Source organism: Algoriphagus aquimarinus, assembly GCF_900112005.1.
GTDB lineage: Bacteria > Bacteroidota > Bacteroidia > Cytophagales > Cyclobacteriaceae > Algoriphagus > Algoriphagus aquimarinus.
This window is the reverse complement of record NZ_FOKK01000001.1, coordinates 1-23476: the sequence shown is the minus strand read 5'-3', so window position 1 is coordinate 23476 and position 23476 is coordinate 1. Positions and strand designations below refer to the sequence as shown.

General features: G+C 41.5%; 24 protein-coding genes. 14 read left to right on the top strand and 10 right to left on the bottom strand.

Annotation, left to right across the window (positions count from 1 at the left end):
* Positions 1-76 precede the first annotated feature (76 nt).
* Positions 77-2017, bottom strand: a complete 1941-nt coding sequence (locus tag BM291_RS00120) for an ATP-binding protein (protein ID WP_092894143.1) — start codon at positions 2015-2017, stop codon at positions 77-79.
* A 238-nt stretch (positions 2018-2255) separates the two neighbouring features.
* On the opposite strand from BM291_RS00120, the gene BM291_RS00115 reads away from it, so the two are divergent.
* Complete coding sequence (locus tag BM291_RS00115) at positions 2256-3398, top strand: acyl-CoA dehydrogenase family protein (RefSeq protein ID WP_092894142.1); 1143 nt, start codon at positions 2256-2258, stop codon at positions 3396-3398.
* Positions 3399-3582: 184 nt separating this feature from the next.
* Here BM291_RS00115 and BM291_RS00110 read toward each other — a convergent pair whose 3' ends face one another.
* From BM291_RS00110 to BM291_RS00100, 3 genes are read right to left on the bottom strand one after another with little or no spacing between them, the layout of a single operon-like run.
* On the bottom strand, positions 3583-4317 hold the full coding sequence (locus tag BM291_RS00110) for an MIP/aquaporin family protein (RefSeq protein WP_092894141.1): 735 nt from the start codon (positions 4315-4317) through the stop codon (positions 3583-3585).
* Positions 4317-5816 (bottom strand): glycerol kinase GlpK, encoded by a 1500-nt coding sequence (gene glpK / locus BM291_RS00105; protein WP_092894140.1) that lies wholly within the window; start codon positions 5814-5816, stop codon positions 4317-4319. The genes BM291_RS00110 and glpK overlap by 1 nt, the downstream gene beginning before the upstream one ends.
* Before the next feature lie 6 nt (positions 5817-5822).
* Positions 5823-7388 carry a glycerol-3-phosphate dehydrogenase/oxidase gene (locus BM291_RS00100; RefSeq protein WP_092894139.1) on the bottom strand — a complete coding sequence of 522 codons (1566 nt, stop codon included), beginning with the start codon at positions 7386-7388 and terminating at the stop codon, positions 5823-5825.
* Between the two features lie 317 nt (positions 7389-7705).
* Between BM291_RS00100 and BM291_RS00095 the strand changes: the two genes are divergently transcribed.
* Together BM291_RS00095 and BM291_RS00090 are read left to right on the top strand one after the other, a co-directional pair.
* Positions 7706-7936, top strand: coding sequence for a hypothetical protein (locus BM291_RS00095; RefSeq protein ID WP_139229016.1), 231 nt, complete (start codon positions 7706-7708; stop codon positions 7934-7936).
* Complete coding sequence (locus BM291_RS00090) at positions 7937-9238, top strand: 6-bladed beta-propeller (RefSeq protein ID WP_092894137.1); 1302 nt, start codon at positions 7937-7939, stop codon at positions 9236-9238. It begins immediately after the preceding gene.
* On the opposite strand, the gene BM291_RS00085 is transcribed toward BM291_RS00090, so the two are convergent.
* Both BM291_RS00085 and BM291_RS00080 read right to left on the bottom strand, forming a co-directional pair.
* Positions 9235-9735: a SixA phosphatase family protein gene (locus tag BM291_RS00085; RefSeq protein WP_092894136.1), complete on the bottom strand. Its 501-nt coding sequence runs from the start codon at positions 9733-9735 to the stop codon at positions 9235-9237. The genes BM291_RS00090 and BM291_RS00085 overlap by 4 nt on opposite strands.
* A 220-nt stretch (positions 9736-9955) precedes the next feature.
* Positions 9956-10690, bottom strand: a complete 735-nt coding sequence (locus tag BM291_RS00080) for an RluA family pseudouridine synthase (RefSeq protein ID WP_092894135.1) — start codon at positions 10688-10690, stop codon at positions 9956-9958.
* 231 nt (positions 10691-10921) lie between these two features.
* On the opposite strand from BM291_RS00080, the gene BM291_RS00075 reads away from it, so the two are divergent.
* Entirely contained in the window at positions 10922-12112 is a 1191-nt protein-coding gene (locus tag BM291_RS00075) for an NHL repeat-containing protein (protein WP_092894134.1), read from the top strand.
* 6 nt (positions 12113-12118) lie between these two features.
* Here BM291_RS00075 and BM291_RS00070 read toward each other — a convergent pair whose 3' ends face one another.
* The 3 genes from BM291_RS00070 to BM291_RS00060 are packed head-to-tail and all read right to left on the bottom strand — an operon-like array spanning position 12119 to position 13677.
* Complete coding sequence (locus BM291_RS00070; protein ID WP_092894133.1) at positions 12119-12694, bottom strand: anthranilate synthase component II; 576 nt, start codon at positions 12692-12694, stop codon at positions 12119-12121.
* The gene (locus tag BM291_RS00065; protein ID WP_092894132.1) at positions 12678-13223 is read right to left on the bottom strand and encodes a CvpA family protein; all 546 of its coding nucleotides are present in this window, start codon (positions 13221-13223) and stop codon (positions 12678-12680) included. The genes BM291_RS00070 and BM291_RS00065 overlap by 17 nt, the downstream gene beginning before the upstream one ends.
* Before the next feature lies 1 nt (position 13224).
* Entirely contained in the window at positions 13225-13677 is a 453-nt protein-coding gene (locus tag BM291_RS00060) for a GatB/YqeY domain-containing protein (protein WP_092894131.1), read from the bottom strand.
* A gap of 62 nt (positions 13678-13739) precedes the next feature.
* On the opposite strand from BM291_RS00060, the gene BM291_RS00055 reads away from it, so the two are divergent.
* From BM291_RS00055 to BM291_RS00010, 10 genes are all read left to right on the top strand, one after another.
* Positions 13740-14453 carry a pyridoxine 5'-phosphate synthase gene (locus tag BM291_RS00055; RefSeq protein ID WP_092894130.1) on the top strand — a complete coding sequence of 238 codons (714 nt, stop codon included), beginning with the start codon at positions 13740-13742 and terminating at the stop codon, positions 14451-14453.
* Between the two features lie 120 nt (positions 14454-14573).
* Positions 14574-15332 (top strand): alpha/beta fold hydrolase, encoded by a 759-nt coding sequence (locus BM291_RS00050; RefSeq protein ID WP_092894129.1) that lies wholly within the window; start codon positions 14574-14576, stop codon positions 15330-15332.
* Between the two features lie 101 nt (positions 15333-15433).
* Complete coding sequence (locus BM291_RS00045) at positions 15434-16144, top strand: SAM-dependent methyltransferase (RefSeq protein ID WP_092894128.1); 711 nt, start codon at positions 15434-15436, stop codon at positions 16142-16144.
* A 3-nt stretch (positions 16145-16147) separates the two neighbouring features.
* On the top strand, positions 16148-17218 hold the full coding sequence (locus BM291_RS00040) for a dipeptidase (RefSeq protein WP_092894127.1): 1071 nt from the start codon (positions 16148-16150) through the stop codon (positions 17216-17218).
* Between the two features lie 340 nt (positions 17219-17558).
* The gene (locus BM291_RS00035) at positions 17559-18257 is read left to right on the top strand and encodes an orotidine 5'-phosphate decarboxylase / HUMPS family protein (protein WP_092894126.1); all 699 of its coding nucleotides are present in this window, start codon (positions 17559-17561) and stop codon (positions 18255-18257) included.
* Positions 18258-18269: 12 nt separating this feature from the next.
* The gene (locus BM291_RS00030) at positions 18270-19307 is read left to right on the top strand and encodes a zinc-binding dehydrogenase (protein WP_092894125.1); all 1038 of its coding nucleotides are present in this window, start codon (positions 18270-18272) and stop codon (positions 19305-19307) included.
* A 1-nt stretch (position 19308) separates the two neighbouring features.
* The gene (locus BM291_RS00025) at positions 19309-20106 is read left to right on the top strand and encodes an SDR family NAD(P)-dependent oxidoreductase (protein WP_092894124.1); all 798 of its coding nucleotides are present in this window, start codon (positions 19309-19311) and stop codon (positions 20104-20106) included.
* A gap of 24 nt (positions 20107-20130) precedes the next feature.
* Positions 20131-21018: a sugar phosphate isomerase/epimerase family protein gene (locus BM291_RS00020; RefSeq protein ID WP_092894123.1), complete on the top strand. Its 888-nt coding sequence runs from the start codon at positions 20131-20133 to the stop codon at positions 21016-21018.
* Between the two features lie 110 nt (positions 21019-21128).
* Positions 21129-22007 carry an SMP-30/gluconolactonase/LRE family protein gene (locus BM291_RS00015; RefSeq protein ID WP_092894122.1) on the top strand — a complete coding sequence of 293 codons (879 nt, stop codon included), beginning with the start codon at positions 21129-21131 and terminating at the stop codon, positions 22005-22007.
* A 26-nt stretch (positions 22008-22033) separates the two neighbouring features.
* On the top strand, positions 22034-22921 hold the full coding sequence (locus BM291_RS00010; RefSeq protein ID WP_092894121.1) for a sugar phosphate isomerase/epimerase family protein: 888 nt from the start codon (positions 22034-22036) through the stop codon (positions 22919-22921).
* Positions 22922-23201: 280 nt separating this feature from the next.
* On the opposite strand, the gene BM291_RS00005 is transcribed toward BM291_RS00010, so the two are convergent.
* Positions 23202-23476 (bottom strand): integrase core domain-containing protein (locus tag BM291_RS00005; protein ID WP_139229015.1); only part of this gene is annotated, 275 nt, incomplete at its 5' end.

Here is a 23476-nt window from a genome sequence, read left to right as displayed (position 1 = left end):
CATATGTAAACACCGAGGTAATACGGCAAATGGACTATTTCAGTCTCTCCTTCGCTTGCAATATTCAGAGTTCATGTTACTTCTTTGGAAGCAAAAGTGTTATTGAGGTGCCTTTTCCCGCTTGAGATAGTACTTCTAGTTTGCCACCAAGTTCCTCAGCTCGTTTTCGCATATTGAACAATCCATTTCCAGCTTTGATTTCAGACTCTACAAACCCAGTTCCATCATCTTTAATGATGAGTTGAAGTAGGTTATCAACTTGTGAGACGCTTACAAGTATCTGGCTTGGATAGGCATATTTTAGCGAATTTTGAATCGCTTCCTGCACTATTCTATAGATCTGTATCCCTTCGGATGAGACCAGATGGAAGTTTGGATCTAAGCTTTTTTCCACTTCAAATTCAAAATTGATCCCTAGCGTAGAAATCCCCGCTTGCTGCAGGTAATCCGAAATTCTAGCAGAAAGTTGCTCCCATGTGATTTGCCCAGAATTCATTGCCCAGATCGTGTCTCGAAGCTCTGTTATGGTTTGCTTCGTGAAATTCGCAATCGAATCATATCGATGTGTCAGTGTATCCTTGATTGGGTCAAAATACTTGAGGTTTTCTATCGCTGAAATTATAAAAGTAAGCTGAGCTCCTATATTGTCATGAAGGTCGCGTGATATAAGCATGCGTTGTTCTTGCAGTTTATTCTGAGTTTCTATTTGGCCCAAAGCAGCTTTCAACTTCCCTTCTTGCCTCAACTGCTGGTTTTTTAGCTTTTGCTGACTGTAAAGCAAATACCCCACGATGCCAAGAACCACTGCTAAAACCAAAGAGCCATAGAGCTGAAAATTCTTATTTCGAAGCTCAAGTTGCTGGCGGGCGATGGCTGCATCCTTTTGCTCGGATTGATACCTTGCTTCTAGATCGGAAGTGAGTTGCTGGATTTCCTGCTCAGTCAGTCTCTTGTTCAAATCGACATAGGACGTAGTATAATAAGCCGAGCTATCTGGCATGCCTAAAGCAGCGTAAACGGGAGACATCAGCAGATACATGGAGGCGATATCTTCTTCAGCATTTTGCGCTTTGAAGTGTGTCAATGCACGGAGATAAAACTCTCTAGACTTTGGGTAATCTTTTAAATCATGGTAAGATTGAGCCAAATTCGATTCGATCAGTGCATAGTCATAATCAGCTCCGACTTGTTCTGCTAGCACAAGCCCCATTTCTGCATGGGAAATAGCAAGATCACTTTTTTGCTGAGCATTATAGAGGGTTGCAAGATTGTTGTAGGTGGTGGAAGTGTAAAAATCGTCACCTTCTGCTTTGAAAATCCGAAGTGCTTCCAAATAAACCTCTTCGGATTTCTCAAATTCTTTCAAATTTTTATAAATACTTCCGATGTTGGTAAGAGTAGAAGCGTACAAATAGTCATCTTTTTGGGCTTTTCTATATGCCGCTGCTACTTGAAAAATCTCCAACGCCTTAGGATAATTCCTCATGTCTAGGTAGATCACACCTATGTTGTTCCGCACAAAATCAGCATTTCGATCATTCCCTGTTCGCTCAAAAAAGCTAAGAGCTTTCAAGTAATTTACCATCGCTGAATCTGACTGAAAATCCCGTTGATATACAGAGCCCAGATTCGTGATTGTCGCGTAGATTTGGGTAGAGTCACCCGTTTGATATCGCAATTTCAGAGACTCATGATAGTTTTTTCTCGATTCTATCAACTCCCCTTTTTCCATATAGGCATAACCGAGGTCGCTAAATGCTTGGCCCAGTATAGCATCATCTTTAAGTGATTTTGCTACTTCTATATTTTTCATTCCATAGCTTATCGCCGTATCGTGAGAAACAGGAACATAATACCACGTCAGTTCTGAAAGAATTAAAGAACGAGCTTTGGCTGTGGAGGCTATGGAAAGTTCGGTTTTAAGGCTGTCGAGCAGTTCTGAACTGGTCTGTGCAAAAAGCATCTGCGGACACAATAAGAAGAGACAAACACCTAAGAATCGGCAAAAAGAATACATAAACAATTGATTTGATGGGAAATAAATCAAAAAATATTTCTCTCGCAAGATGCTATTAAAAGTGGTTGAAAATATAAAGCGAGCTAGAATACAAAGATCTTTTCTCAAAAAGCTTATATATATGATTGAGAAAGAGTTAAAAATAAAATTTGCTATGGAATTATAGGATTTGTTGAATCCAAACTATTTCTGAATCTTAGGGTTCTTATAGAAGGAAATAAACCCAAATAATATAGAAATGCTAGACTTCAACCAAAATGAAAATCAACGGATGATCGCTCAGATGATCCGTGATTTCGGCGCCAAAGAGATTACACCTTTTAGAAAGGAATGGGATGACAAGCAGTTTTTCCCAATGGAGGTATTCAAGAAACTCGGCGAACTAGGCCTTATGGGAGTTCTTATTCCTACAGAATATGGTGGCTCCGGATTTGGTTATACAGAGTATGTTACCGCCATAGTAGAGCTATCCAAATTGGATCCTTCTGTGGGTTTATCCATGGCTGCCCACAATTCACTTTGTTCAGGTCATATAATGGCTTTTGGCTCTGAGGAGCAGAAGAAGAAATATTTGCCTAAACTCGCTTCCTGCGAATGGCTTGGTGCTTGGGGCTTGACAGAACCTAATACGGGTTCGGATGCTGGGAATATGCGTACAGTAGCCAAAAAAGAAGGTGATCATTGGATTATCAATGGAGCAAAAAATTTCATCACCCACGGTGTTTCTGGTGATGTGGCTGTTGTGATCGTACGAACTGGAGAGATAGGAGATTCGCATGGTATGACCGCATTCATTGTAGAACGCGGAACGCCAGGATTTGAAGGTGGCAGAAAGGAAGATAAGCTAGGAATGCGCGCGTCTGAAACTGCAGAAATGATCTTCACGGATTGTAAAATTCACGAAAGTCAGGTTTTAGGAGAAGTTGGCGATGGCTTTATCCAATCTATGAAAGTGCTGGATGGTGGTAGAATCTCTATTGCTGCGCTAGGCCAAGGAATCGCTGAAGGGGCTCTAGAAGCATCTATTCAATATTCTAAAGAAAGACATCAATTCAACAAGCCAATTAGCTCTTTTCAAGGTATTTCCTTTAAGCTAGCTGATATGGCGACTCAAGTGGAGGCATCAAGCTTGTTAATTTTTAAAGCTGCAGATCTTAAAAACCGTGGAGAAAAAGTGACTTTGGCAGGAGCTCAAGCCAAGTATTTTTCCTCTGAAGTAGCAGTTTCAGTTTCTAATGATGCAGTTCAAATCTTTGGTGGTTATGGCTTTACGAAGGATTATCCAGTGGAGAAATTCTATCGTGATTCCAAGCTTTGTACCATTGGAGAAGGAACGTCGGAAATCCAGAAAATGGTAATTGCTCGCGAGATATTGAAATAAAATACAGTAGCTGAAAATTGAAAAAGCCTGAAATCTGTGAAGATTTCAGGCTTTTTCAATTAGAAACGCATATGCGGTGATCGCAATCGCCAAATAGACGTATTTATGGTGATTACGATCACTGAAATTACTTTTTTAGCAATAAAATGAGGATTAATTATTTGGAGACAATTTCCAGAATTAATTAGGATCCGGCCACCAAAAACAATCCAGCTGCTAAAGCAGCCCCTACGCAAGGACCTAAAATCGGAACCCATGCATAACCCCAATCCGAACTTCCTTTGCCCTTAATTGGTAAAATTGCGTGCATCAATCTTGGTCCGAAATCACGGGCTGGGTTAATTGCATAACCTGTAGTTCCTCCTAATGACAAACCAATAACCCATACCAAGAATGCGACAGGAATTGCTCCAAGAGAGCCCATACCAATAGGGGTAGAGTCCATGTCTCCGATTTCAACACCATCGTTGTAAAGTATGACTAATAACAAGACGAACGTTCCGATTACTTCAGAAAAGAAGTTCAAGGGAAGGTTTCTAATTGCTGGTGAAGTACCAAATGGAGCGGCTTTCAAGCCGGCATCATCTGTAGCATCGTAGTGATCCTTATAAAACAACCAAGCTATTCCAACACCTATCATTGCTCCTAAAACCTGCGCAATAATATATCCTGGTGCTAAAGCCCAGTCAAACTGTCCTGTCAAAGCTAATCCCAACGTAACAGCCGGATTTAAATGTGCGCCGCTATATGGGCCAGCCACCACTACTCCGACAAAAACAGCCAAAGCCCAAGCGGTACTGATTTCCATGATTCCTCCGCCATAACCCTTGGTTTTTGACAAAAGCATATTGGCAACAACACCGGATCCCAATAGTATCAACAAGCCTGTTCCTATTAATTCTGCTAGATATATATTCATTATTCTACCCAGTTTTTAGAGCGCTCCACCGCTTTGTGCCAAAAATGAATCAATTTATCTCGTTCTCCTTTTTCCATTCTAGGAGTAAAGCTTTTATCAGCATTCCAAAGTGATTTGATCTCTTCTTGATCTTTCCAGAATCCTACGGCTAAACCAGCTAAAAACGCGGCTCCAATTGCAGTAGTCTCTATAATCTCAGGTCGTTTGATTTCGCAATCGAGCAAGTTTGCTTGAAACTGCATAAGGAAATTATTCGCAGTCGCTCCACCATCTACACGTAGTTCTTGGGTGGATTTTCCGGCATCTTTTTCCATCGCTTTCAGCACATCGTAAACCTGATAGGCAATTGCCTCTAGCGCTGCTCTGGCCATATGTGCTTTCTCTGTTCCTCTAGTGATCCCAAAAAAAGCTCCTCTTGCATTTTGATCCCAATGTGGCGCGCCTAACCCTGATAGGGCTGGGACAAAGTAAACTCCGTCATTTCCTTCGATACTTTCCGCTAATCGCTCACTTTCCTTTGCGTGATCTAATAGGCCGATTCCATCTCTTAGCCACTGAATTGCGGCTCCGCCAATAAAAACCGAACCTTCCAATGCGTAATTAATCTCATCGCCAATTTTCCATGCAACAGTAGTGAGCAATTGATTTTTTGATCTAACAGCCTCTTTTCCTGTATTCATTACCAAAAAGCAGCCTGTTCCGTAAGTTGTTTTTGCCATCCCTGGCTTAGTACAAAGCTGTCCAAAAAGTGCCGCTTGCTGATCTCCAGCAATACCAGCGATAGGAATTTTCACGCTTAATACATCTCCTGCCGTCTCACAGTAAACTTCACTACAGCTTTTTACCTCAGGTAAAAGCGATGCAGGAATACCAAATAGATCCAACAATTCCTGATCCCATTCCTGAGAATGGATATTGAACAGCATGGTTCGACTTGCGTTGGTAATGTCTGTAATATGAGTTTTGCCAGCCGTCAGTTTCCAAACTAACCAAGAATCAACCGTTCCAAAAGCAAGTTCGCCAGCTTCAGCTCGCTCTCTCGCACCTTCTACATTTTCAAGAATCCATCGGATTTTGGTAGCAGAGAAATAAGCATCGATAATCAATCCAGTCTTGGATACTACCAATTCAGCATGTCCTTGGTCCTTGAGTTGATTGCAATACTCCGCTGTTCTCCTATCCTGCCAAACTATGGCATTGTAAACTGCTTCACCTGTTTTTCTGTCCCACACAATAGTCGTCTCGCGTTGATTCGTAATCCCAATCGCAGCTACTTGATTAGCTCGGATACTTTTGTTGATAAGAGATTCGATCATCACTGAAGACTGGGAAGTCCAGATTTCTTCGGGATCATGTTCTACCCATCCGGGCTTGGGGAAATGTTGCTTAAAATCCTTTTGGGCTACAGAGACGATTTTGCCCTTTTTATCAAAAATAATAGCTCTAGAACTGGTTGTGCCTTGGTCTAGAGCCATCAAATAAGGTTTGTTTTGGCTCATTTTGGGTTATTTTTTTATCAAGTATTTGGAAGCTGTTTTGGTGAATTCAGCCAATTCCGATTCAATCCATTTTTCATCTTTGCCCATTTCCTTGGCCATCAATGCTGCTACTTTGGGTGCTGTATCTATAGCGGCTTGGGCATCTAGGAAGAGCATTCTGATTCTTCTCGCCAAAGCATCTTCTACTTTCATCGCCATCTCTTCTCTGACAGCCCAGATTACTTCGGCTTCGATATTTGGGAAGTCAGGGTGCAGTTGTGCTCCCCATTCTTTGTTCTCTTTTGTTAGGTCCTGAATAGGTTGGGCATCAAAGCCATAAATACCCCAGTGTCCATCCGGCACACGGGATGTAGCTCCGTGGATTTTCATATCCAGAGACTTACTGTCCTTGAGCTTTTCTCCAGTGACTTTGGTAAAATACTCCACTGTGTCCTCACCCATTTTTCGGAAGGTCGTCCACTTACCACCAGTCAAAGTGACCAAGCCACTTTCTGATAAGATCACTTTATGAGACCGTGAAATTTCTTTGGTTTTGGTGCTACCTTCTTTTGGTCTGGCAAGAGGTCTAAGACCTGCAAAAACTGACTTTACATCTGCTCTAGTAGGATTTCTAGCCAAATAACCGGCAGCAGTTTCCAGTACAAAATCTATCTCTTTTTGCAGCGCTTCTGGTTCTAATTTTGGTTTTTCACGAAGTGTATCGGTAGTGCCAACTACAAGTTTCCCATGCCATGGCACTGCAAAAAGTACTCTTCCATCTCTTGTTTTCGGGATCATCAAAGCATCTTTTCCGCCCAAAAAGTCAAGATCCAAAACCAAATGTATTCCTTGGCTTGGCTGTATCATTTTAGGTGCTTCCGGATTATCCATTTGCAGGATCTTATCCGCGAATACACCCGTAGCATTGACCACCATTTTGGCGTTCACTTCATATTTTTTTCTGGATAGCTTATCCGAAACCTGCAAACCGGTGATTTTACCAGCTTCATTTTTCACCAAATTATTCACGCTGACGTAATTCAACACGCAGGTGCCTGCTTCGTCTGCTGACTGGGCGAGATTCAAAGCAAGTCTTGCATCGTCAAACTGACCGTCGTGATAGACTACTCCGCCATAAAGGCCTTCAGATTTTAGGCCTGGAAGTCGTTTTAGCGTTTCTTCTTTTGAGATGAATTCAGATTTACCCAAACTTAGTCGACCAGACATCCAATCGTAGATCTTCAGGCCAACACTGTACATTATCCGATCCTTAGCTGTGAAAATCGGGATAATAAAGGGCTGATCATGAGCCAAATGTGGAGCGTTTTGTAGTAATTTTCCCCGCTCCTTAAGCGCCTCGAAAACTAACCCTACATCTCCTTGGGCAAGATACCTCACTCCTCCATGGACGAGCTTAGTACTACGGCTGGAAGTGCCTTTGGCAAAATCGGATTTTTCAAATAAAATCACGGATAAGCCCCTTGAAATGGCATCTAAGGCCACTCCTAAGCCGGAGGAACCTCCGCCGATCACGGCAATATCCCAAATTTTACTTGTGTTTTGAAGCTGACTTATGTTTTCTTCTCTATTCATAGACGATAAAAATACCGTTTTAAGGTAGGGAAAAAACGGGAAAGCTAAAGAGTAGTTATAAGTTAAAAATGTATCTTCAAAAAAATGAGTAGAATTGTAATCTTTAAGTTATGCCAATTTGACTTATACCAAAAATACTAAAATAAGCTTTTTATTTACTCAAAAAGCTTAGTATATAGAACATCCAGGTGTGTTAGAGCATCATTTTTTTAGGGATAGAACTTTTTTAAAAAAAATAACTATTAATTTTTTTATTAATAGATTTAGTTATGTTGCAACTACATTTTAAATCATATAGTTTGCCTAAATTAAAAAAAATGAAAAAATCATTGTTTTACGTGTTGACGATGTTAATGATCGTCGCTTTTTCAGGAAATGTTCTAGCTTTAGAAGATAACGGGGGTTGGCTTTGGCAAAAGCATGAAGTTAATTGTACGGCTACAATCACCGTTACGGCTGGTCCATTGACATATACACAAACTTGGGATGGAATAAAGGATGTATGTAGAGATGGTGGTAACCTGTGTTGGGGTAGTGATTGCGGTTAAATGAAGACTGCGTTTAGAAAGTTTAAGAAGGGTCGGATATATTCTATCTGCCTCTTTTTTTTATCGCTTCTTATAATTTCGGCATGTTCTCAAAAACGAGGACCAGAAAAGTCCGACAACAAGTTTAATTGGATTAATGATTCTGAACTAAACATCAGCAATTTACCAGTTACGGATTCTGGATATGTAGCGTTTGACCTTAGTAAAAGTGAAATTGAAAAAAGTCAGCTTTCTTTGGATAAATTGATTGATTCGTTTCATTATTTGGAACTGAATAGTGCTCCGAATCATTTTTTCGGGGATATAGATAAGCTGTTAATCAATGATACTCTGATTTTTGTTCTTGATTCATATATTACCAAAACGGTTTCCATATATGACCGAGAAACTGGGAATGAGCTGGTTTTTTTAGAGCCAAAAGGAGAAGGTCCAGGTGAATTTTTGGAAGTCTATGATATCGCTTTGGATGACAATGGCGAGCAGCTATTCCTGTATGATGGGCGGTTGTCAAAATTATTAGCTTATGATTTTCATGGCCGATTTCAGCATGAAATGAAAGTCCCGATAAGAGCAACTCAGTTTCGACATCTAAATGATTCCATCTATTTATGGTACACTCAGGGATTATCAAATGATCATATTTCATCGATCAATCAAAGTGATATAAGTATCTCTGATTCTTTGTTAATGCCTAAGTCAGTTTATTCTTCAGATAAAATCGCCAGTGATTTTTCTGATTATAGATCGAGGGATTACTTTTTTCAAAACAATAGAGATACTTATTATTTCCCAAGATTCGAGAATTCCATTTATAAGTTTTCTGGAACCAAAGGTGAGCTTCAAAAAATAGCTGAATTCAATTTGAATGATGCAGGTCTCTCAGAAAGTGATTTAGAAGGTACTGCTATAGACTTCACAGCTGAGAGAAGAAACGATGGTAAATTCTTTGGCTTTGGTTCACACATAGTTACCAAGGATTGGATGGGTGTAAAATTTAATAGAATAGGGAAAAGCGAGTTCAACTTATTTTACAATAAAGAAGCCGATAAATTGCTATTTGGCGAGCAAATCATCTTTGATAAGGAAGGCCTTCCATTTTACTCATTTCCATTGGATTGTCACGGAAATGATTGTGTTTCGGTTATTAAGCTGCATGGATTGACCTTAGAAACGGTTGACTCTTTTATCGAAGGATTTAAAAAGAGGGGGATTTACACGGTTGAAATTGAAGATTTTATAAGAAGTATAGAAGATTTTGAGCAGCCAGTAGTCATGTTTTTCCGGTTTAAAGAATCGACCTAATAATCCTTATATGTTTTTGTGATTACAGATGAATTTCCCTCCTTATCTAGCGTGACCACATAGATAAAATTGTATTCTGAATCTTCCAGATCTTGGTAATTATCACCATCACCTACAAAATAATTGGCGACTTGACCCACCGTATTGCTGTGTCCAACTACTAATGCATTTCCTTCCAGCTTCCTAAGTTGATCTATAAGAGTATCGTGATTTTCCGGCTCATACGTTTCTATCTCAATACCAGCTTCGCTAGCTGTAGGTGTCGCCGTTAATTTGGTTCTTTTGTAATCAGTGCTATAGATATGCTTAATGTCCTTATCTGCTAAAATCTGGGAAAGCTTTACTGCACGGGCGTTTCCTGCGACAGAAAGCCCTGGATCATTTCCTGTCAACAGCTTTTCTGCATGACGAACGATGTAGATGGTTTTCGGTTCTTGCTTGCTTGAGCATGCCGCAAAAAGTAAGATACCGATGAGAATAAGTAAGATGTTTTTCATAGGCAAAAGTTAAACAATTCTAAAATTGATTTTTAGCCAACCATAAAAAACAGAGCCAGCCATAATATGTCATTATCCCTAAAAAATAAGAGCTAAGGGCTAATCTCTCAGCCTCTTTGCGAAACCTTTGATTGGTGAGCCTGCCGAACCATTGTGCTCTTTGCTGTAAATTCCCATAAAAAAACCTTTGAGATTTTATAAATCTCAAAGGTTAAATTCTTTATCCACTGAACGAATTATCCAAGTGCTGATCTTTCGTCTTGATGCTTTCGTATTCTAGGAACTGCTCCCAGAATTCCTCCTCCGGCACAGCGGCTCGTAAGTAGAGTTTTTCCTTTTTGATCGGATGTACAAAAATCAAATTGAATGCATGCAAGTTGATGCTCGCATCTGGATTTGGCTTTGCGAAGCCATACTTAATATCTCCACGAATCGGGCAACCCATAGATGCCAACTGAACGCGGATCTGATGCGGACGACCAGATATAGGGCGAACTTCTAATAGCCAGTGGTCATTCATAAATCCAAGCGTCTTGTAATTCAACTCGGCTTTTTGAGATCCTGGTACTTCACGATCGTGTGCAGTCACCACATTTTTCTGTTCGTCTTTGACAAGATAATGGGTCAGTTTCCCACTTTCTTCCCTTGGCTTTCTCTTTACGAGTGCCCAATAAACTTTATGTATCTCTCGCTTTCGGAAAATCTCCATCATGCGCTCCAGCCCCTTCGATGTACGGGCAAAAGCAACTAATCCACTTACTGGGCGATCCAGCCGGTGAATCGGGTGTAAAAAAACATCCCCTGGTTTGTTGTATTTCTTTGCTATGTACTCTTTGAGGTAATCCGTCAAGGTTTTGTCCCCCGTCTTATCTCCCTGCACCAATAGACCAGCGGCTTTATTTACTATCAAAAGGTGGTTGTCCTCATAGACAACTGTGAATGGCTTCTTTTTCATCTGTTTATAATTGTTTTTCAATCGTCAGATGGAATCTCGCAGCGCACTTAATCATTTCTCTTTGTCACTTTCAGAATATTGCTCGATTTCATAATCAGCTACAAAGGTAAGAATTTCGCAGGAGTTGAATAATTGATTTTTCAGTAGCTACAATAAAAGTGTTTAAAAATGAGAACGCAGCACCTTCAACTAACTTAAATTTCTTATAATAGTATTCTTAAAACTACCTCTATGAAGATTCAATGGCTTTTTACTTCAGTAGTATGTCTGATTTTTTCTTGTCAGACAAAGGATAATCAATCTGAAAACAGTTCAAATGAATTGCCCAGCTATGAACTGGAGGTTTTAGATTCAGTGACGGTGCATGATATACTTACACGGGTTTTTCTTTTTCAAACGGCTGATGAGGATGGTATTATTTTCAGAGATGGAGCTTCTTCTGATGTTTACCTATTCGACAGGGATGGAAATCCAACAGGTAAATGGGACAAGACAGGTGATGTGCCGGGAGCTTTCTCTATGACTGGTGGAAACTTCGCACAAGATAAGGCAGGGAATCTGGTGATTTTGGATATTATGAATGGTCTGAAAGTTTTCAAGAAAGACGGTGAAATAGTCCAGAATTTTGGGATTTATCAGAACCAATGGAGTTTAGGAGGACCTTTTTCGCATTTCAAAACTTATCAAGTCATAGAAAAAGGCGGAAAGGAATACCTGCTTTATTCACTGGACATAATCGAAGAGGCACCTGGCGACTATGACCCTGAATTCCTCCAAACAAGGAGAAATTTGATTCTATCAGATCTGGAAACAGAGGAAACCAAAACCTTTTTACCATTCCCAGAGGGCTCTCAATTCTTAAATGGAAATGTGTTTTTCTTCGCTGATTTTAGACCTGTATTCTCCTACGATGAAAAATCTCAGTTGCTGTATCTTATGTTTCAAAATGAGCCAATTTTATATACGTATGATTGGTCTGGAGAATCTCCTGTCTTGAAGGAAAAGACAGCGCTTAACTTAGAGGGATTTGCAGCGGGCGAAGGATTCGAAAAGGGAGCGGTGAGCTTCGCACAAATTTTTGATTATAAGATCATTCCATACCCTTCGCAAATACTCAATCTTGAAAAATATGGGGATGACTTGTTGATCAGCTACAAACCTACTCCGGCTAATAAAGATGATATAGCGCGAGTAATTGCAAAAGAAGCATCAAAAGAGTTAAGAGCGGAGCTATCCAAAGAAGCAAAAATGCGAACAGTAGTACTCACACAGGACGGCGATATCATTCCCTTAGCATTGCCAGAAATGAACCCGTATAATTTCTCTGTAATCGGAGAGGATATTTGGTGGATGAAAAAATACGTGGGAGAGGAAGAGCAGGAAGATTTTACGCTTTATAGAAGTAGGCTTGTCAAAAAATAAGTAGATCTACAAACTAGCTGCTTTCAGAGCTTGAACCCAGCTTTTCACCAGTGCCAAGCCATATTCAGTCAAGTGCGCTTCCGGGTGATATTGAATCCCAAGAATCGGTAAACTTTTATGTGCCATCCCCATTACTTCTCCAGACGTAGTCTCTAAAAGCACTTCGAGTTCCTCTGGTAAATTGGCTAATTGTAAAGAATGATAACGGGTTACTTTGAAGGATTCAGGTAGTTCCATAGTGTATAGATGAGCATTAGTCTTTCTGACTTGATGCACTTTCCCATGAGTAGGAACCGCATTCTTTTTCAGGCTTGCTCCAAAAAATTCGCCTATAGCCTGATGTCCCAGGCAGACTCCCAGCACAGGGACTTTATCGTAATACGCTGCGAAGATTTTATTGAGATTTCCAGCATTTTGAGGAATGCCTGGTCCAGGAGATATGACCAGGCCATTAAATTCCAACCTTTTGATTTCCTCCAGCGAGACATCATTGCGAAGCACAAGTAATTGCTCCCCCGTCTGTCTCAGCAAATCAGCCAACATATGGCTGAAGGAATCAAAATTATCAATCAGTAGTAGCATCTTTGATTTTCTCCACTACCTCTTCCAACTTCTTTAAGCTTTCTTCAATACTTGGGAAAAACGGTTCAATGGCAGCGACAATTGCTGGTGCTATTGGCTCAATGAAGTATAGCATTTCTGAATCCTTAGTCCATTTCTTTGGCATCTCCAATTTGAAAAGACTGGCCTGCCAAAAGAATAAACTGATAAAAAAAGCTGCTTTCACCGCTCCAAAAAGTGCTCCGACAATCGCGTCTAACGGTCCAAGTAGAACCATATCCATGACCTGTTTCAATATCCAGCCAGCAATTTTGATGAACAACAGCGTAAGTACAAAGACGACTATAAAGCCAAAAATGGGAAACCCGAGATTGAATTCTGTGACATTTTCGGCGAGCCAGTCATTCATAGGCGCCATAAAATATAGTCCCAAGATCACCGCGATCACAAAACCAAAAAGGCCCAGAACACCAAGAAGGAAACCTTTACGGTATCCTTCATAGGTTCCTAGACCAAGAATGACGACTATGATTATATCTATTGCGCTCAACCTAGCTGTTCAGTATAGCTTTCACTTTCTCAGAGATCACTTTACCATCAGCTTTTCCAGCTAATTGCTTGCTAGCGACACCCATTACTTTGCCCATGTCTTTTGGACTTGTAGCACCTGTCTGAGCTATAATTTCCTTGATAGCAGCAGAAATTTCCTCGTCTGTCATCGCCACTGGAAGGAATTCCTGAAGCACTTTCAACTCAGCCATTTCCACCTCATATAAATCAAAACGTGCTTGCTGCTCATAGATATCTGCCGAATCCTTGCGCTGCTTAGCTGCTTTGGTCAAAAGTTTCAACTCGTCCTCTTCAGTGATGTCAGCTTTTGCTCCACTTTTAGTTTCTTCCAAAAGTATCAGCGACTTGATAGATCGCAAAGCTCCCAATCGGATTTTGTCTCTAGCAATCATTGCTGATTTAATTTCACTTTCTATTTTCTGCTTTAAACTCATTAGTCCTAAGTTTGCGTTACACTTCTAATAATACTGACAAAAATACCTTTTTCGACTCGGATATGACCAAGCTAAGCGTAAATATTAACAAGATCGCCACCCTTCGCAATGCACGCGGAGCTGATAATCCAAATGTAGTGAAAGTTGCACTCGACGCAGAGCGCTTTGGTTCACAGGGAATTACCGTACACCCAAGACCGGATGAGCGCCACATTCGCTATCAGGATGTAATCGATCTGGCGAAAGTAGTAACCACTGAATTCAATATAGAAGGTTATCCTGATAAGCGTTTTATGGAGATGGTTCGTATGATTAAGCCTGCTCAAGCTACGCTTGTTCCCGATCCACCGACGGCGATTACTTCAAATAATGGCTGGGATACGATTGCCAATCAGAGCATGTTAAAAGACATCGTCGCCGAACTTCATGAGTCTGGCGTACGTGTTTCGATTTTTATCAATCCGGAGACTAAATACTTCGAACCTGCTAAACTCACGGGCACAGATCGCGTAGAGCTTTACACCGAGCCTTACGCTGCCAATTATCACAAAGACCGTGATGCAGCCGTGAAACCTTACATAGAAGTAGCGGAATTGGCGCGGGAATTGGGAATGGGACTAAATGCCGGACACGATCTTGACTTGCAAAACTTAGCCTTTTTGAAACAAAGCATTCCTTACCTAGATGAAGTTTCTATTGGCCATGCATTGGTTTGTGATGCGCTTTATTATGGCTTGGAAAACACAATTCAGATGTACAGAAGGAAACTAGAGTAAATATTGTCTGGTGTTTGTTGCCCGATGCCAGATGTTATGTCACATATAAAAGAGGCTTGAATAGAAAAATAGAGGTGTGAGGTTCAAAGGATCTCGTAAATCAAAAATCGTAAATCCAAAATGCAGTTAAATTTTAAAAAACTAGGCTCTGGAAAGCCATTAATTATACTTCACGGCCTTTTTGGTTCGGCGGATAATTGGTTTAGTATTTCCAAAGAGCTTAAGGATAACTTTACGCTTTATTTAGTAGATCAGCGAAATCACGGGGATTCTCCCCAATCTGATGAGTGGAACTACGATGTGATGGTGGAAGACTTGAAAGAGCTGATGGACCATGAAGGTCTGAAAAAAGCTTTCCTAATGGGACATTCTATGGGTGGGAAAACAGCAATGAATTTTGCCTTGAAATATCCCGAGAAAGTAGAAAAATTGATCGTAGCTGACATAGCACCACGCTATTATGCAGTGCATCATCAAAGTATTTTGGAGGGATTGAATTCGCTGGATCTTACAGAAATCCAATCCAGAAAGGATGCAGATGACGAGCTAGCAAAGTACATCCCTGAAATCGGAGTGCGTCAGTTTTTGCTAAAAAGTCTGGGAAGAGATTCAGATGGATTTGTGTGGAAAATCAATCTCCCTGTCATTACTGAGAATATCAACGAAGTAGGAACTGCTCTGCCAGATGGCAAAAGTTTCACTGGACCCACTCTTTTCTTGGCGGGATCAAATTCCAGTTATGTGCAGCAATCTGACTTAGATGACATCGACAAGTTTTTCCCAAACAATGAAGTGGAATTCATCGCAGATGCAGGTCATTGGCTTCACGCTGAACAACCCGATGCGGTCGTGGAGGAAATCAGACGGTTTTTGAAGTAGACTTGCTCTCCACCACTTCCAGCATAATTAAGAAAAGTTTCCAATCCCAAAAACCCCATTTCACCTAACTTTCCGTTCTTTTTTAAACAACCAACCTCAAAATGCCCAAAGGAAAACTCTTCCTCATTCCGAATGTACTGGCGGACAACACGCAAGACGCAGTTATTTCACCCCAAGTGAAAGAGGTGATTGCAAATACAAAAGTCTACCTAGTGGAAAACATGCGTACAGCACGGCGATACATCTCTAGCTTGAAACTCGGCGTAAACTTAGAGCAAGTTCACATGGAGATTTTGGACAAGGGGACTTCTCCAGAGTTTATCAATCGACTGATGCAGCCGCTTATGAATGGTGCAGATATAGGGATAATCTCCGAAGCTGGATGTCCTGGCATCGCCGATCCAGGTGCTTTGGCAGTAGAGCATGCACATAGAAAAGGCATACAGGTCGTGCCGCTTTCGGGACCTAGCTCCATGTTTATGGCATTGATGGGGTCTGGATTTTCAGGCCAGTCATTCGCTTTTCATGGCTATTTGCCCATAGACAAAAAGGATAAAACGGCAGCAATCAAGAAGCTGGAAGCTGAGTCTCTTCGAGAAAAAAGAGCACAGATCTTTATGGAAACACCGTTTCGAAATAACCAATTGCTGGAAGACTTATTAAAGACTCTTTCTCCTCAGACCAAGCTTTGCATCGCAAAAAACATTACAGGTTCGGACGAAATGATCCTGACCAAAACAGCTCAAGAATGGAAACAATTCCCTCTCGATCTACATAAAATCCCTACTGTTTTCGTACTTCAAAGCTTTTAAACCATGTTTACAATAGACGCCCACCTAGACCTGAGTATGAATGCACTGGAATGGAATCGTGATCTTAAGCTTCCCGTTTCAGAGATTAATGCCAGAGAAATAGGTCTTACTGATAAACCAGATCGTAGTAATGCAGTAGTTTCTCTACCTGCACTTCGTGAAGGAAATATAGGTTTGGTCGTCGCTACGCAAATCGCCCGCTATGTAGCACCAGGAAATTCACTGCCAGGCTGGAATTCTCCAGAGCAAGCTTGGGCTCAGACTAAAGGTCAGTTGGCTTGGTATCAGGCGATGGTGGATAAAGGAGAAATGTCGCAAATCAGAAATCTTGCTGAGTTGGATTCCCATCTGGCTCTTTGGGAAAATGGAGAGGATAATTCCAGCAAACCTGTTGGTTTCATCCTTTCGCTCGAAGGTGCCGATTCTATGGTATCTGTAGACTATTTGGAAAATGCTTATGAAAACGGGCTCCGAGCACTTGGCCCAGCTCATTATGGTCCTGGACGTTATGCTCATGGCACAGATGCTTCTGCCCCTTTGAACGAACAAGGCAAAGCACTTATCCGAAAAATGGATGAATTGGGAATTATCCTAGATGCAACTCATTTGTGCGATTTGGCTTTTTGGGAAGCTCTGGATATTTACAACGGCCCAGTTTGGGCAAGTCATAATAATTGCCGAGCCTTAGTAGATCACAACCGCCAATTTTCTGATGAAATGATAAAAGCATTAATAGATCGCGGAGCTGTGATCGGCGGAGCGATGGATGCCTGGATGCTTAGCTCAGGATGGGAAAGAGGGAAATCAAGTCCCAAGGAAAGAAATGTGACATTGAATACGGTTATAGATCACATGGAGCATATTTGCCAGATTGCTGGAAATTCTAATCACATTGGAATTGGATCTGATTTGGATGGAGCTTTTGGTACCGAGCAGTGTCCAGCTGATCTAAATACGATTAGCGATTTGAATACTATACCAGAATTACTGCGCAAAAGAGGTTTTACCGAAAAAGACATTACCAAAGTAATGCATGGTAACTGGCTGAAATTCCTCAGGAAAGCCTGGTCATAATTTTCACAACATCATTCAACAAGCCCTTTTCTTTTCCAGAATAGGGCTTTTTTTTATGACTTTACTTACCTAAAAGCCGCCAAGATCACAGAGAATTTCGCAAAGATTGATTCAATACGTATTAGTAGAGTGTCTCTGCGAAAAAGACTTTGAGTCCTTCGCGATTTTGCGGTAAACAATCTCATGAATGATTTTTTCACTGATTTACAGAATATAATCTTCCATTCATCCCAAAACAGGAAAGTATCTTTTTCAAATTTCCTTATCTTAAAAATCTGAGCATATCCTGATAGCTATCGGGACTCTTTTTTTCATTGCTTTACTTTTAACCCAACCCAAAATGAAACCTATAGTACAAATCTCATTAGATCTGACTGACATAGATGAAGCGCTGGAAACAGCTGCTTTGGCAATTCGTGCAGGAGTAGACTGGCTGGAAGCTGGCACTCCGCTGATTCTCGCCGAAGGTCTTCATGGCGTCAGAAAATTGCGGGAAGCTTTCCCGGGAATACCAATCGTAGCCGATCTTAAGACCATGGATGGTGGATATTTGGAAGCAGAAATGATGGCAAAAGCTGGTGCAACGCACGTAGTAGTGATGGCAAGAGCACATCCTGAAACAATCAAATGCGTGGTGCAGGCAGGAAAAGATTATGGAGTGAAAGTGATGGGAGACAATTTGGGTTGCCCAGATATGGTGGAGGGAGCGAGATTTTTAGAGGATCTGGGGTGTGACTATGTGATTCATCATATTGGTTACGATGAGCGCCGGGGAATTGCAGCTGCCGGTCATAGAATGCCAAGTCCGCTGGATCAATTACGAGAAGTGGTAAAAGCGGTAAAAGTCCCTGTTCAGGCCGTAGGTGGACTTACTTTAGAGCAAGCGATCCAATGTCCACAATTCGGTGCGCCACTTGTTGTACTCGGTGCGCCGCTGACTATAGACGCAGACGCTTTCAAAACTGCTGACGGCGATCTTGAAGCCTCTTTGAGGAAAATTTGCGCTGCCATACATTCTCAAACCATCAACAATTCTTAAAACCATTATTTCATGTCAATATCAGGTAAATCAGCCGCGGTAGTTAATTTTTCAGAGAAAAAAGGCTCAGTAGAAATCAGAGAAATTTCCGTCCCAGAAATCGGGGAGGACGATATTCTTTTGGAAGTAGAAAATGTGGGAGTTTGCGGTAGCGATCTTCATCAATGGACTTCAGATCATTCGTGGCCAGTGAATTATCCAGTGGTTTTGGGTCACGAGTTTGGTGGTAAAATAGCTGTGGTCGGAGATCGAGTGACTGGCTGGAAAGTGGGAGACCGAGTAGTTAGCGAAACCGCGGCGGTCATAGACCCACAAAATCCCATGAGCAAGAATGGCTTGTATAACCTAGATCCTACACGAAAGGGTTTTGGATATGGAGTAAATGGTGCCATGACGAGATTCGTGAGAGTTCCTGCTAGATGTTTGCACCGTGTGCCTGATGGATTGTCATTTGAAGAGGCATGTCTCACCGAACCTTGCTCGGTAGCTTACAATGCGGTCGCGGTCAATTCTCATATTAAACCCGGAGATCGGGTGATCGTGATCGGCCCTGGAACTATCGGAATTCTTTGTGCAGCAGTAGCGAAAATCTGTGGTGGAGATGTCGCTATTTTAGGTTTGGAAAAAGACCGAGGACGACTGGAAATAGCAAGAAGCTACGGTATCACTCCGATCATCAACGACGCTTCCGACTGGGCTAGAAAAACAGATGGCTTGGGGGCCGATTTGATAATTGACGCTGCAGGACATAGTGCTACTTTAAAAATCGCCATGGATCTTGTGCGCCCCAATGGACAAATTACCAAGGTAGGCTGGGGGCCAACTCCATTCAACTTTTCTCTGGATCCTTTAGTGCAAAAAAATGTTCGTCTTCAGGGAAGTTTCAGCCACAACTGGCCGATTTGGGAAAAAGTCATTGGGCTGTTAGCCAGCGGAATATTAGATGTGAAGCCCATCATTGGAGGAGTCTGGCCGATTACAGAATGGCATGAGGCTTTTGAGAAAATGCATAGTGGAGAAGTCGTGAAAAGCGTGCTAAAACCAGTGTAAGATGCGGTTAAGAGATAAAGTCATTATAGTCACAGGTAGCACAATGGGCATCGGCAAAGCCATTGCCAGAAAGGCTGTTGCTGAAGGTGCAAAAGTCATCATTCATGGTTTGGAAGAAGACCTTGGGCTAGCAGTAGTCCAAGAACTAGGGGGAGAAAATGCAAAACTGCATATCGAAGAAATATCTGTAGATGGCGCCACTCAGCGATTAGTGGATTTGGCCATCAATTCCTGGGGACATTTGGACGCAATTGTGAACAATGCCGCACTTGTTGTTCCTTCTAATATTTCCACCACAGACAAAGCATTTTTGAATAGAGTGTTGGAAGTAAATACCATTGCGCCATTTCAGCTGATTCAAGCCGCCCTTCCCTTTTTAACCAAAAGTCACGGGGCTGTTTTAAATATCGGTTCGGTAAATGCCTGGAGTGGTGAACCCAATTTATTGGCCTACAGCATCTCCAAGGGAGCTTTGATGACGATGACAAGAAATCTAGGCGATGCTTTGATTAGAGAAAATGGAGTCAAAGTAAATCAACTTAATCCAGGCTGGGTGCTTACTGAGAAGGAAATTGAACGCAAAAGAGAACATGGTCTGGCTGACACTTGGTACGAGGATTTACCGGCACTTTATGCACCTGCGGGGAGAATCCTTTGGCCAGAGGAAATTGCAGCGGCAGCCATTTACTGGCTTTCAGATGAAAGCGGCCCGATAAGCGGGCAAGTCATTGATTTGGAGCAATATCCCATGATTGGAAGAAACGCTCCTAAAGACACGAGTACAATTCCCAACAAATAATTTAACCCTGAAAAACTATACATAATGCCACAAATAGCCGCCTTCCCCAAAGCCTTTATGCATGCACTTTGCAAGGACGGAAGTATGAAAATTTCCGAATGGATAGAACTTGCCTCCGCTCTCGAAATCGACGGATTGGAATGGTATGCAGGTTTTCTGGAAATGGAAAAAGAAGAAAACTGGCGCCTATTCCGAAGAATGGTAGAAGACAAAGGAATGGTCATTCCTATGATGTGTTGTTCCCCTGATTTCACACATCCAGATAAGGCTTTTCGAGACAAAGAAATTCAAAAACAAAGACGTTGGATAGAAATGACCGACGAACTTGGAGGAAAGTATTGTCGAGTGCTTTCCGGTCAATATCGTCCCGAACTTAGCGTTGATGAGGGGATAAAATTTGCCTCAGAGTCTATCCAAGCCTGTCTACCCTATGCAAAATCACTTGGAATCACCTTGATTTTGGAGAATCACTACAAGGACGATTTTTGGGATTATCCTGAGTTCGCGCAGAAAAGAGCTCTTTTCACCAAGCTAGTCAACAGCATAAAGCATCCCAATTTCGGAGTGAATTACGATCCCAGCAATGCTTTTTTGGCTGGAGAAGATCCACTGGATTTATTGTATGACGTTTCGGAGCGAGTAGTCACCATGCATGCCAGTGATCGTTTCTTGAAGTATGGTACTATCGAAGATTTGAAAAATGAGGAGAGTGGAGTGACTGGCTATGCAGCAAGATTGAGTCATGGTGAAGTTGGCAAAGGCTTAAATGATTATGATGCGATTTTCACCGAGTTGAAGCGCGTAGGATTTGACAATTGGATCAGCATAGAGGATGGCGTGGATGGAATGGATCAACTCCAGCGGAGTGTCGCATTTTTGAAAAAGAAAATTGCTCAATATTGGCAATCATGATTTACGATTGCAGCATTCCGATTTACGGGCCAGTTTAGAACCTTTGAAATCTTTGAGAATGAAATGATTTTGAAGAGAAATTATTTACAACTATTTCAATTAAAACAACCTTGGACAGATACAACTATACCACTATCCCCGCGCAATGTTTTCTCGGAGAAAGCCCTTACTGGCATGCAACACGTAGAAGTTTCTTCTGGGTTGATATCGAAAACGGGAAATTGTTTGAGTACCATTTAGCTACTGAAAAAACTCTGGTCAAATCCTTCCCGTATCGGCTGACGCTAGTTCTGGAAGGAAAGGGAAACGAAATGATTCTTGCTCTGGATCGTAAAATCGCCTCCTATGATCTGGATACTGAAAAGCTTAATTGGCTAGTAGAAGTGGAGTCAGATTTGCCGCTAAACCGGTTTAACGATGGGAAGTGCGATGCAATAGGCAGACTTTGGATCGGCACGCTCAGCACAAAATTCACGCAAGGATCAGGATCGCTCTATAGAGTAGATAAAGATTTGAAGCCAGAGAAGCAACTGGATGAACTGACCATTGCCAATGGAATGGCTTGGACTGAGGACAATCAGACTTTTTACTTTATCGATACACCGACCAGACAGATCAAGGCGTATAAATTTGACTTGGAATCAGGTAAAATAGAATTTGATAGAATTGCTATCGAGATTCCAGAAGAGTTGGGATTCCCTGATGGGATGTGCATAGACCAAGAAGGGATGCTCTGGGTGGCACATTATGGCGGGGCTGGAGTTTACCGCTGGAATCCGATCACAGGAAAATTGGTTGAAAAGATAGACTTGCCAGTACCGCACATTACTTCATGTACTTTCGGAGGTGAAAATCTTGATATGCTGTTGATCACTACGGCTCAGGAAAATATGAGCTCAGAACAATTGAAGGAATATCCTTTAAGTGGAGATGTGTTTATGGTGAAGACTGTTAGCAGAGGATACTTATCTTATCCATGTAAATTATAACTCGTTTATTTATAGATCATAAGAATATGAAACTAAATCAGAAAGAGAAACTTAGGACAATTGCCATCCTTCTTATTTTGTTTGCAAGTTTCCCTTTGGTAGGAGAGTCACAGCAAAGATTTCCAACGAAATTAAAGACCAGCTTGAATGCTTTTTCTTTTAATGGCCCGTTGATGAAAGGCGAAATGAATTTGGATGATCTGTTGGATTACTGTGCTACCAATCAGTTTGATGCGGTAGATATTACAGCTTACTATTTTCCAGGTTATCCTGAGGTTCCTTCCGATGAATATTTATATCACATCAAACAAAAAGCTTTTTTGCTTGGGCTGGAAATTAGCGGAACAGGTGTGCGCAATGATTTTTCTGATCCAGATCCTGTCGTACGAAAAGCAAGTGTTGAGCTGGTGAAGAGTTGGATTTTAGCAGCCGAAAAGCTAGGAGCTCCTGTTATCCGGGTTTTCTCCGGAACAGCTGATGTTAGTACTATCCCTCGCGAAAAAGTAGTTGATTATATGGTCGCTGACCTTAAAGAATGTGCTGAGTTTGGGGAAGCTCATGGAGTCATTGTAGCAATACAAAACCACCATGATTTTCTTAAAACAGCCGATGAGACTATCGAAATCATAAATCGTGTCAATTCAGATTGGTTTGGACTGATATTGGATATTGGCAGTTTTCGTAATGATGCCTATCAGGAAATAGAGAAGGCCATTCCATACGCAGTCAGTTGGCAATTAAAAGAGAATCTATATGTGAATGGTATCGAACAAAAAACTGATGTAGACAAAGTCATGGCGCTAATTAAGAAGTCTGGCTATCGCGGATATATTCCTCTTGAAACATTAGGTGCGGGCGATCCTAAAGTCAAAGTGAAGTTGTTTTTGGAGGAAATTAGAGAGGCGATGAAATAAGAAATTAAATGACTATAGAGCCTATCAGATAGACTTTTTATCGAATCATTAGTCACCTACAAGACGAATATTTTTTAGAATTATCCTACGAAGTAGCCCCGCTAAGAATCCCCGTCCGACCGGGTCATCCGGGCGGAGAACTTAGATCTAGCGTTTAGGAAACGCTTGTTCTATCCCTGTCCGAATGGCTTCAGCCGGGCGGGCCCGTCCGAATGGTGACTCGTCCTAAAAAAAGTTTACAGGTTAGAGTTTAAATACTGGTATAGATTTACAGTTTCATTTAGTCCTGTAATGGATTTACAAGAGTACGTTTTTTAGGGTAATAGTTTCTCCATAGCCTTTCTGTTTTTTGATTGGTTTGATGGATTTCTTCCGGTGTCAGGTTCCCAATGCTCATGTGTGGTCTTTCCTGATTGTAGAGCTTGACAACTTCTTCTAAGAGCAAAGTAGCCTCCTGGATAGTTTCTATTTGATAGCAGTCCAGGTATTCTTCTTTTATTATTCCATTTATCCGTTCTGCCAATGCATTCTCCAATGGATCTCCATTTTCGGTCA

What these genes read in the sequence shown, in the direction of transcription:
- BM291_RS00100 (WP_092894139.1), bottom strand. Translation starts at nt 7,388, where the DNA reads ATGAATAGAGAAGAAAACATAAGTCAGCTTCAAAACACAAGTAAAATT.
- BM291_RS00095 (WP_139229016.1), top strand. Translation starts at nt 7,706, where the DNA reads ATGAAAAAATCATTGTTTTACGTGTTGACGATGTTAATGATCGTCGCT.
- BM291_RS00070 (WP_092894133.1), bottom strand. Translation starts at nt 12,694, where the DNA reads ATGCTACTACTGATTGATAATTTTGATTCCTTCAGCCATATGTTGGCT.
- BM291_RS00040 (WP_092894127.1), top strand. Translation starts at nt 16,148, where the DNA reads ATGTTTACAATAGACGCCCACCTAGACCTGAGTATGAATGCACTGGAA.
- BM291_RS00085 (WP_092894136.1), bottom strand. Translation starts at nt 9,735, where the DNA reads ATGAAAAACATCTTACTTATTCTCATCGGTATCTTACTTTTTGCGGCA.
- BM291_RS00035 (WP_092894126.1), top strand. Translation starts at nt 17,559, where the DNA reads ATGAAACCTATAGTACAAATCTCATTAGATCTGACTGACATAGATGAA.
- BM291_RS00075 (WP_092894134.1), top strand. Translation starts at nt 10,922, where the DNA reads ATGAAGATTCAATGGCTTTTTACTTCAGTAGTATGTCTGATTTTTTCT.
- BM291_RS00025 (WP_092894124.1), top strand. Translation starts at nt 19,309, where the DNA reads ATGCGGTTAAGAGATAAAGTCATTATAGTCACAGGTAGCACAATGGGC.
- BM291_RS00090 (WP_092894137.1), top strand. Translation starts at nt 7,937, where the DNA reads ATGAAGACTGCGTTTAGAAAGTTTAAGAAGGGTCGGATATATTCTATC.
- BM291_RS00045 (WP_092894128.1), top strand. Translation starts at nt 15,434, where the DNA reads ATGCCCAAAGGAAAACTCTTCCTCATTCCGAATGTACTGGCGGACAAC.
- BM291_RS00115 (WP_092894142.1), top strand. Translation starts at nt 2,256, where the DNA reads ATGCTAGACTTCAACCAAAATGAAAATCAACGGATGATCGCTCAGATG.
- BM291_RS00055 (WP_092894130.1), top strand. Translation starts at nt 13,740, where the DNA reads ATGACCAAGCTAAGCGTAAATATTAACAAGATCGCCACCCTTCGCAAT.
- glpK (WP_092894140.1), bottom strand. Translation starts at nt 5,816, where the DNA reads ATGAGCCAAAACAAACCTTATTTGATGGCTCTAGACCAAGGCACAACC.
- BM291_RS00120 (WP_092894143.1), bottom strand. Translation starts at nt 2,017, where the DNA reads ATGTATTCTTTTTGCCGATTCTTAGGTGTTTGTCTCTTCTTATTGTGT.
- BM291_RS00050 (WP_092894129.1), top strand. Translation starts at nt 14,574, where the DNA reads ATGCAGTTAAATTTTAAAAAACTAGGCTCTGGAAAGCCATTAATTATA.
- BM291_RS00020 (WP_092894123.1), top strand. Translation starts at nt 20,131, where the DNA reads ATGCCACAAATAGCCGCCTTCCCCAAAGCCTTTATGCATGCACTTTGC.
- BM291_RS00030 (WP_092894125.1), top strand. Translation starts at nt 18,270, where the DNA reads ATGTCAATATCAGGTAAATCAGCCGCGGTAGTTAATTTTTCAGAGAAA.
- BM291_RS00010 (WP_092894121.1), top strand. Translation starts at nt 22,034, where the DNA reads ATGAAACTAAATCAGAAAGAGAAACTTAGGACAATTGCCATCCTTCTT.
- BM291_RS00060 (WP_092894131.1), bottom strand. Translation starts at nt 13,677, where the DNA reads ATGAGTTTAAAGCAGAAAATAGAAAGTGAAATTAAATCAGCAATGATT.
- BM291_RS00080 (WP_092894135.1), bottom strand. Translation starts at nt 10,690, where the DNA reads ATGAAAAAGAAGCCATTCACAGTTGTCTATGAGGACAACCACCTTTTG.
- BM291_RS00110 (WP_092894141.1), bottom strand. Translation starts at nt 4,317, where the DNA reads ATGAATATATATCTAGCAGAATTAATAGGAACAGGCTTGTTGATACTA.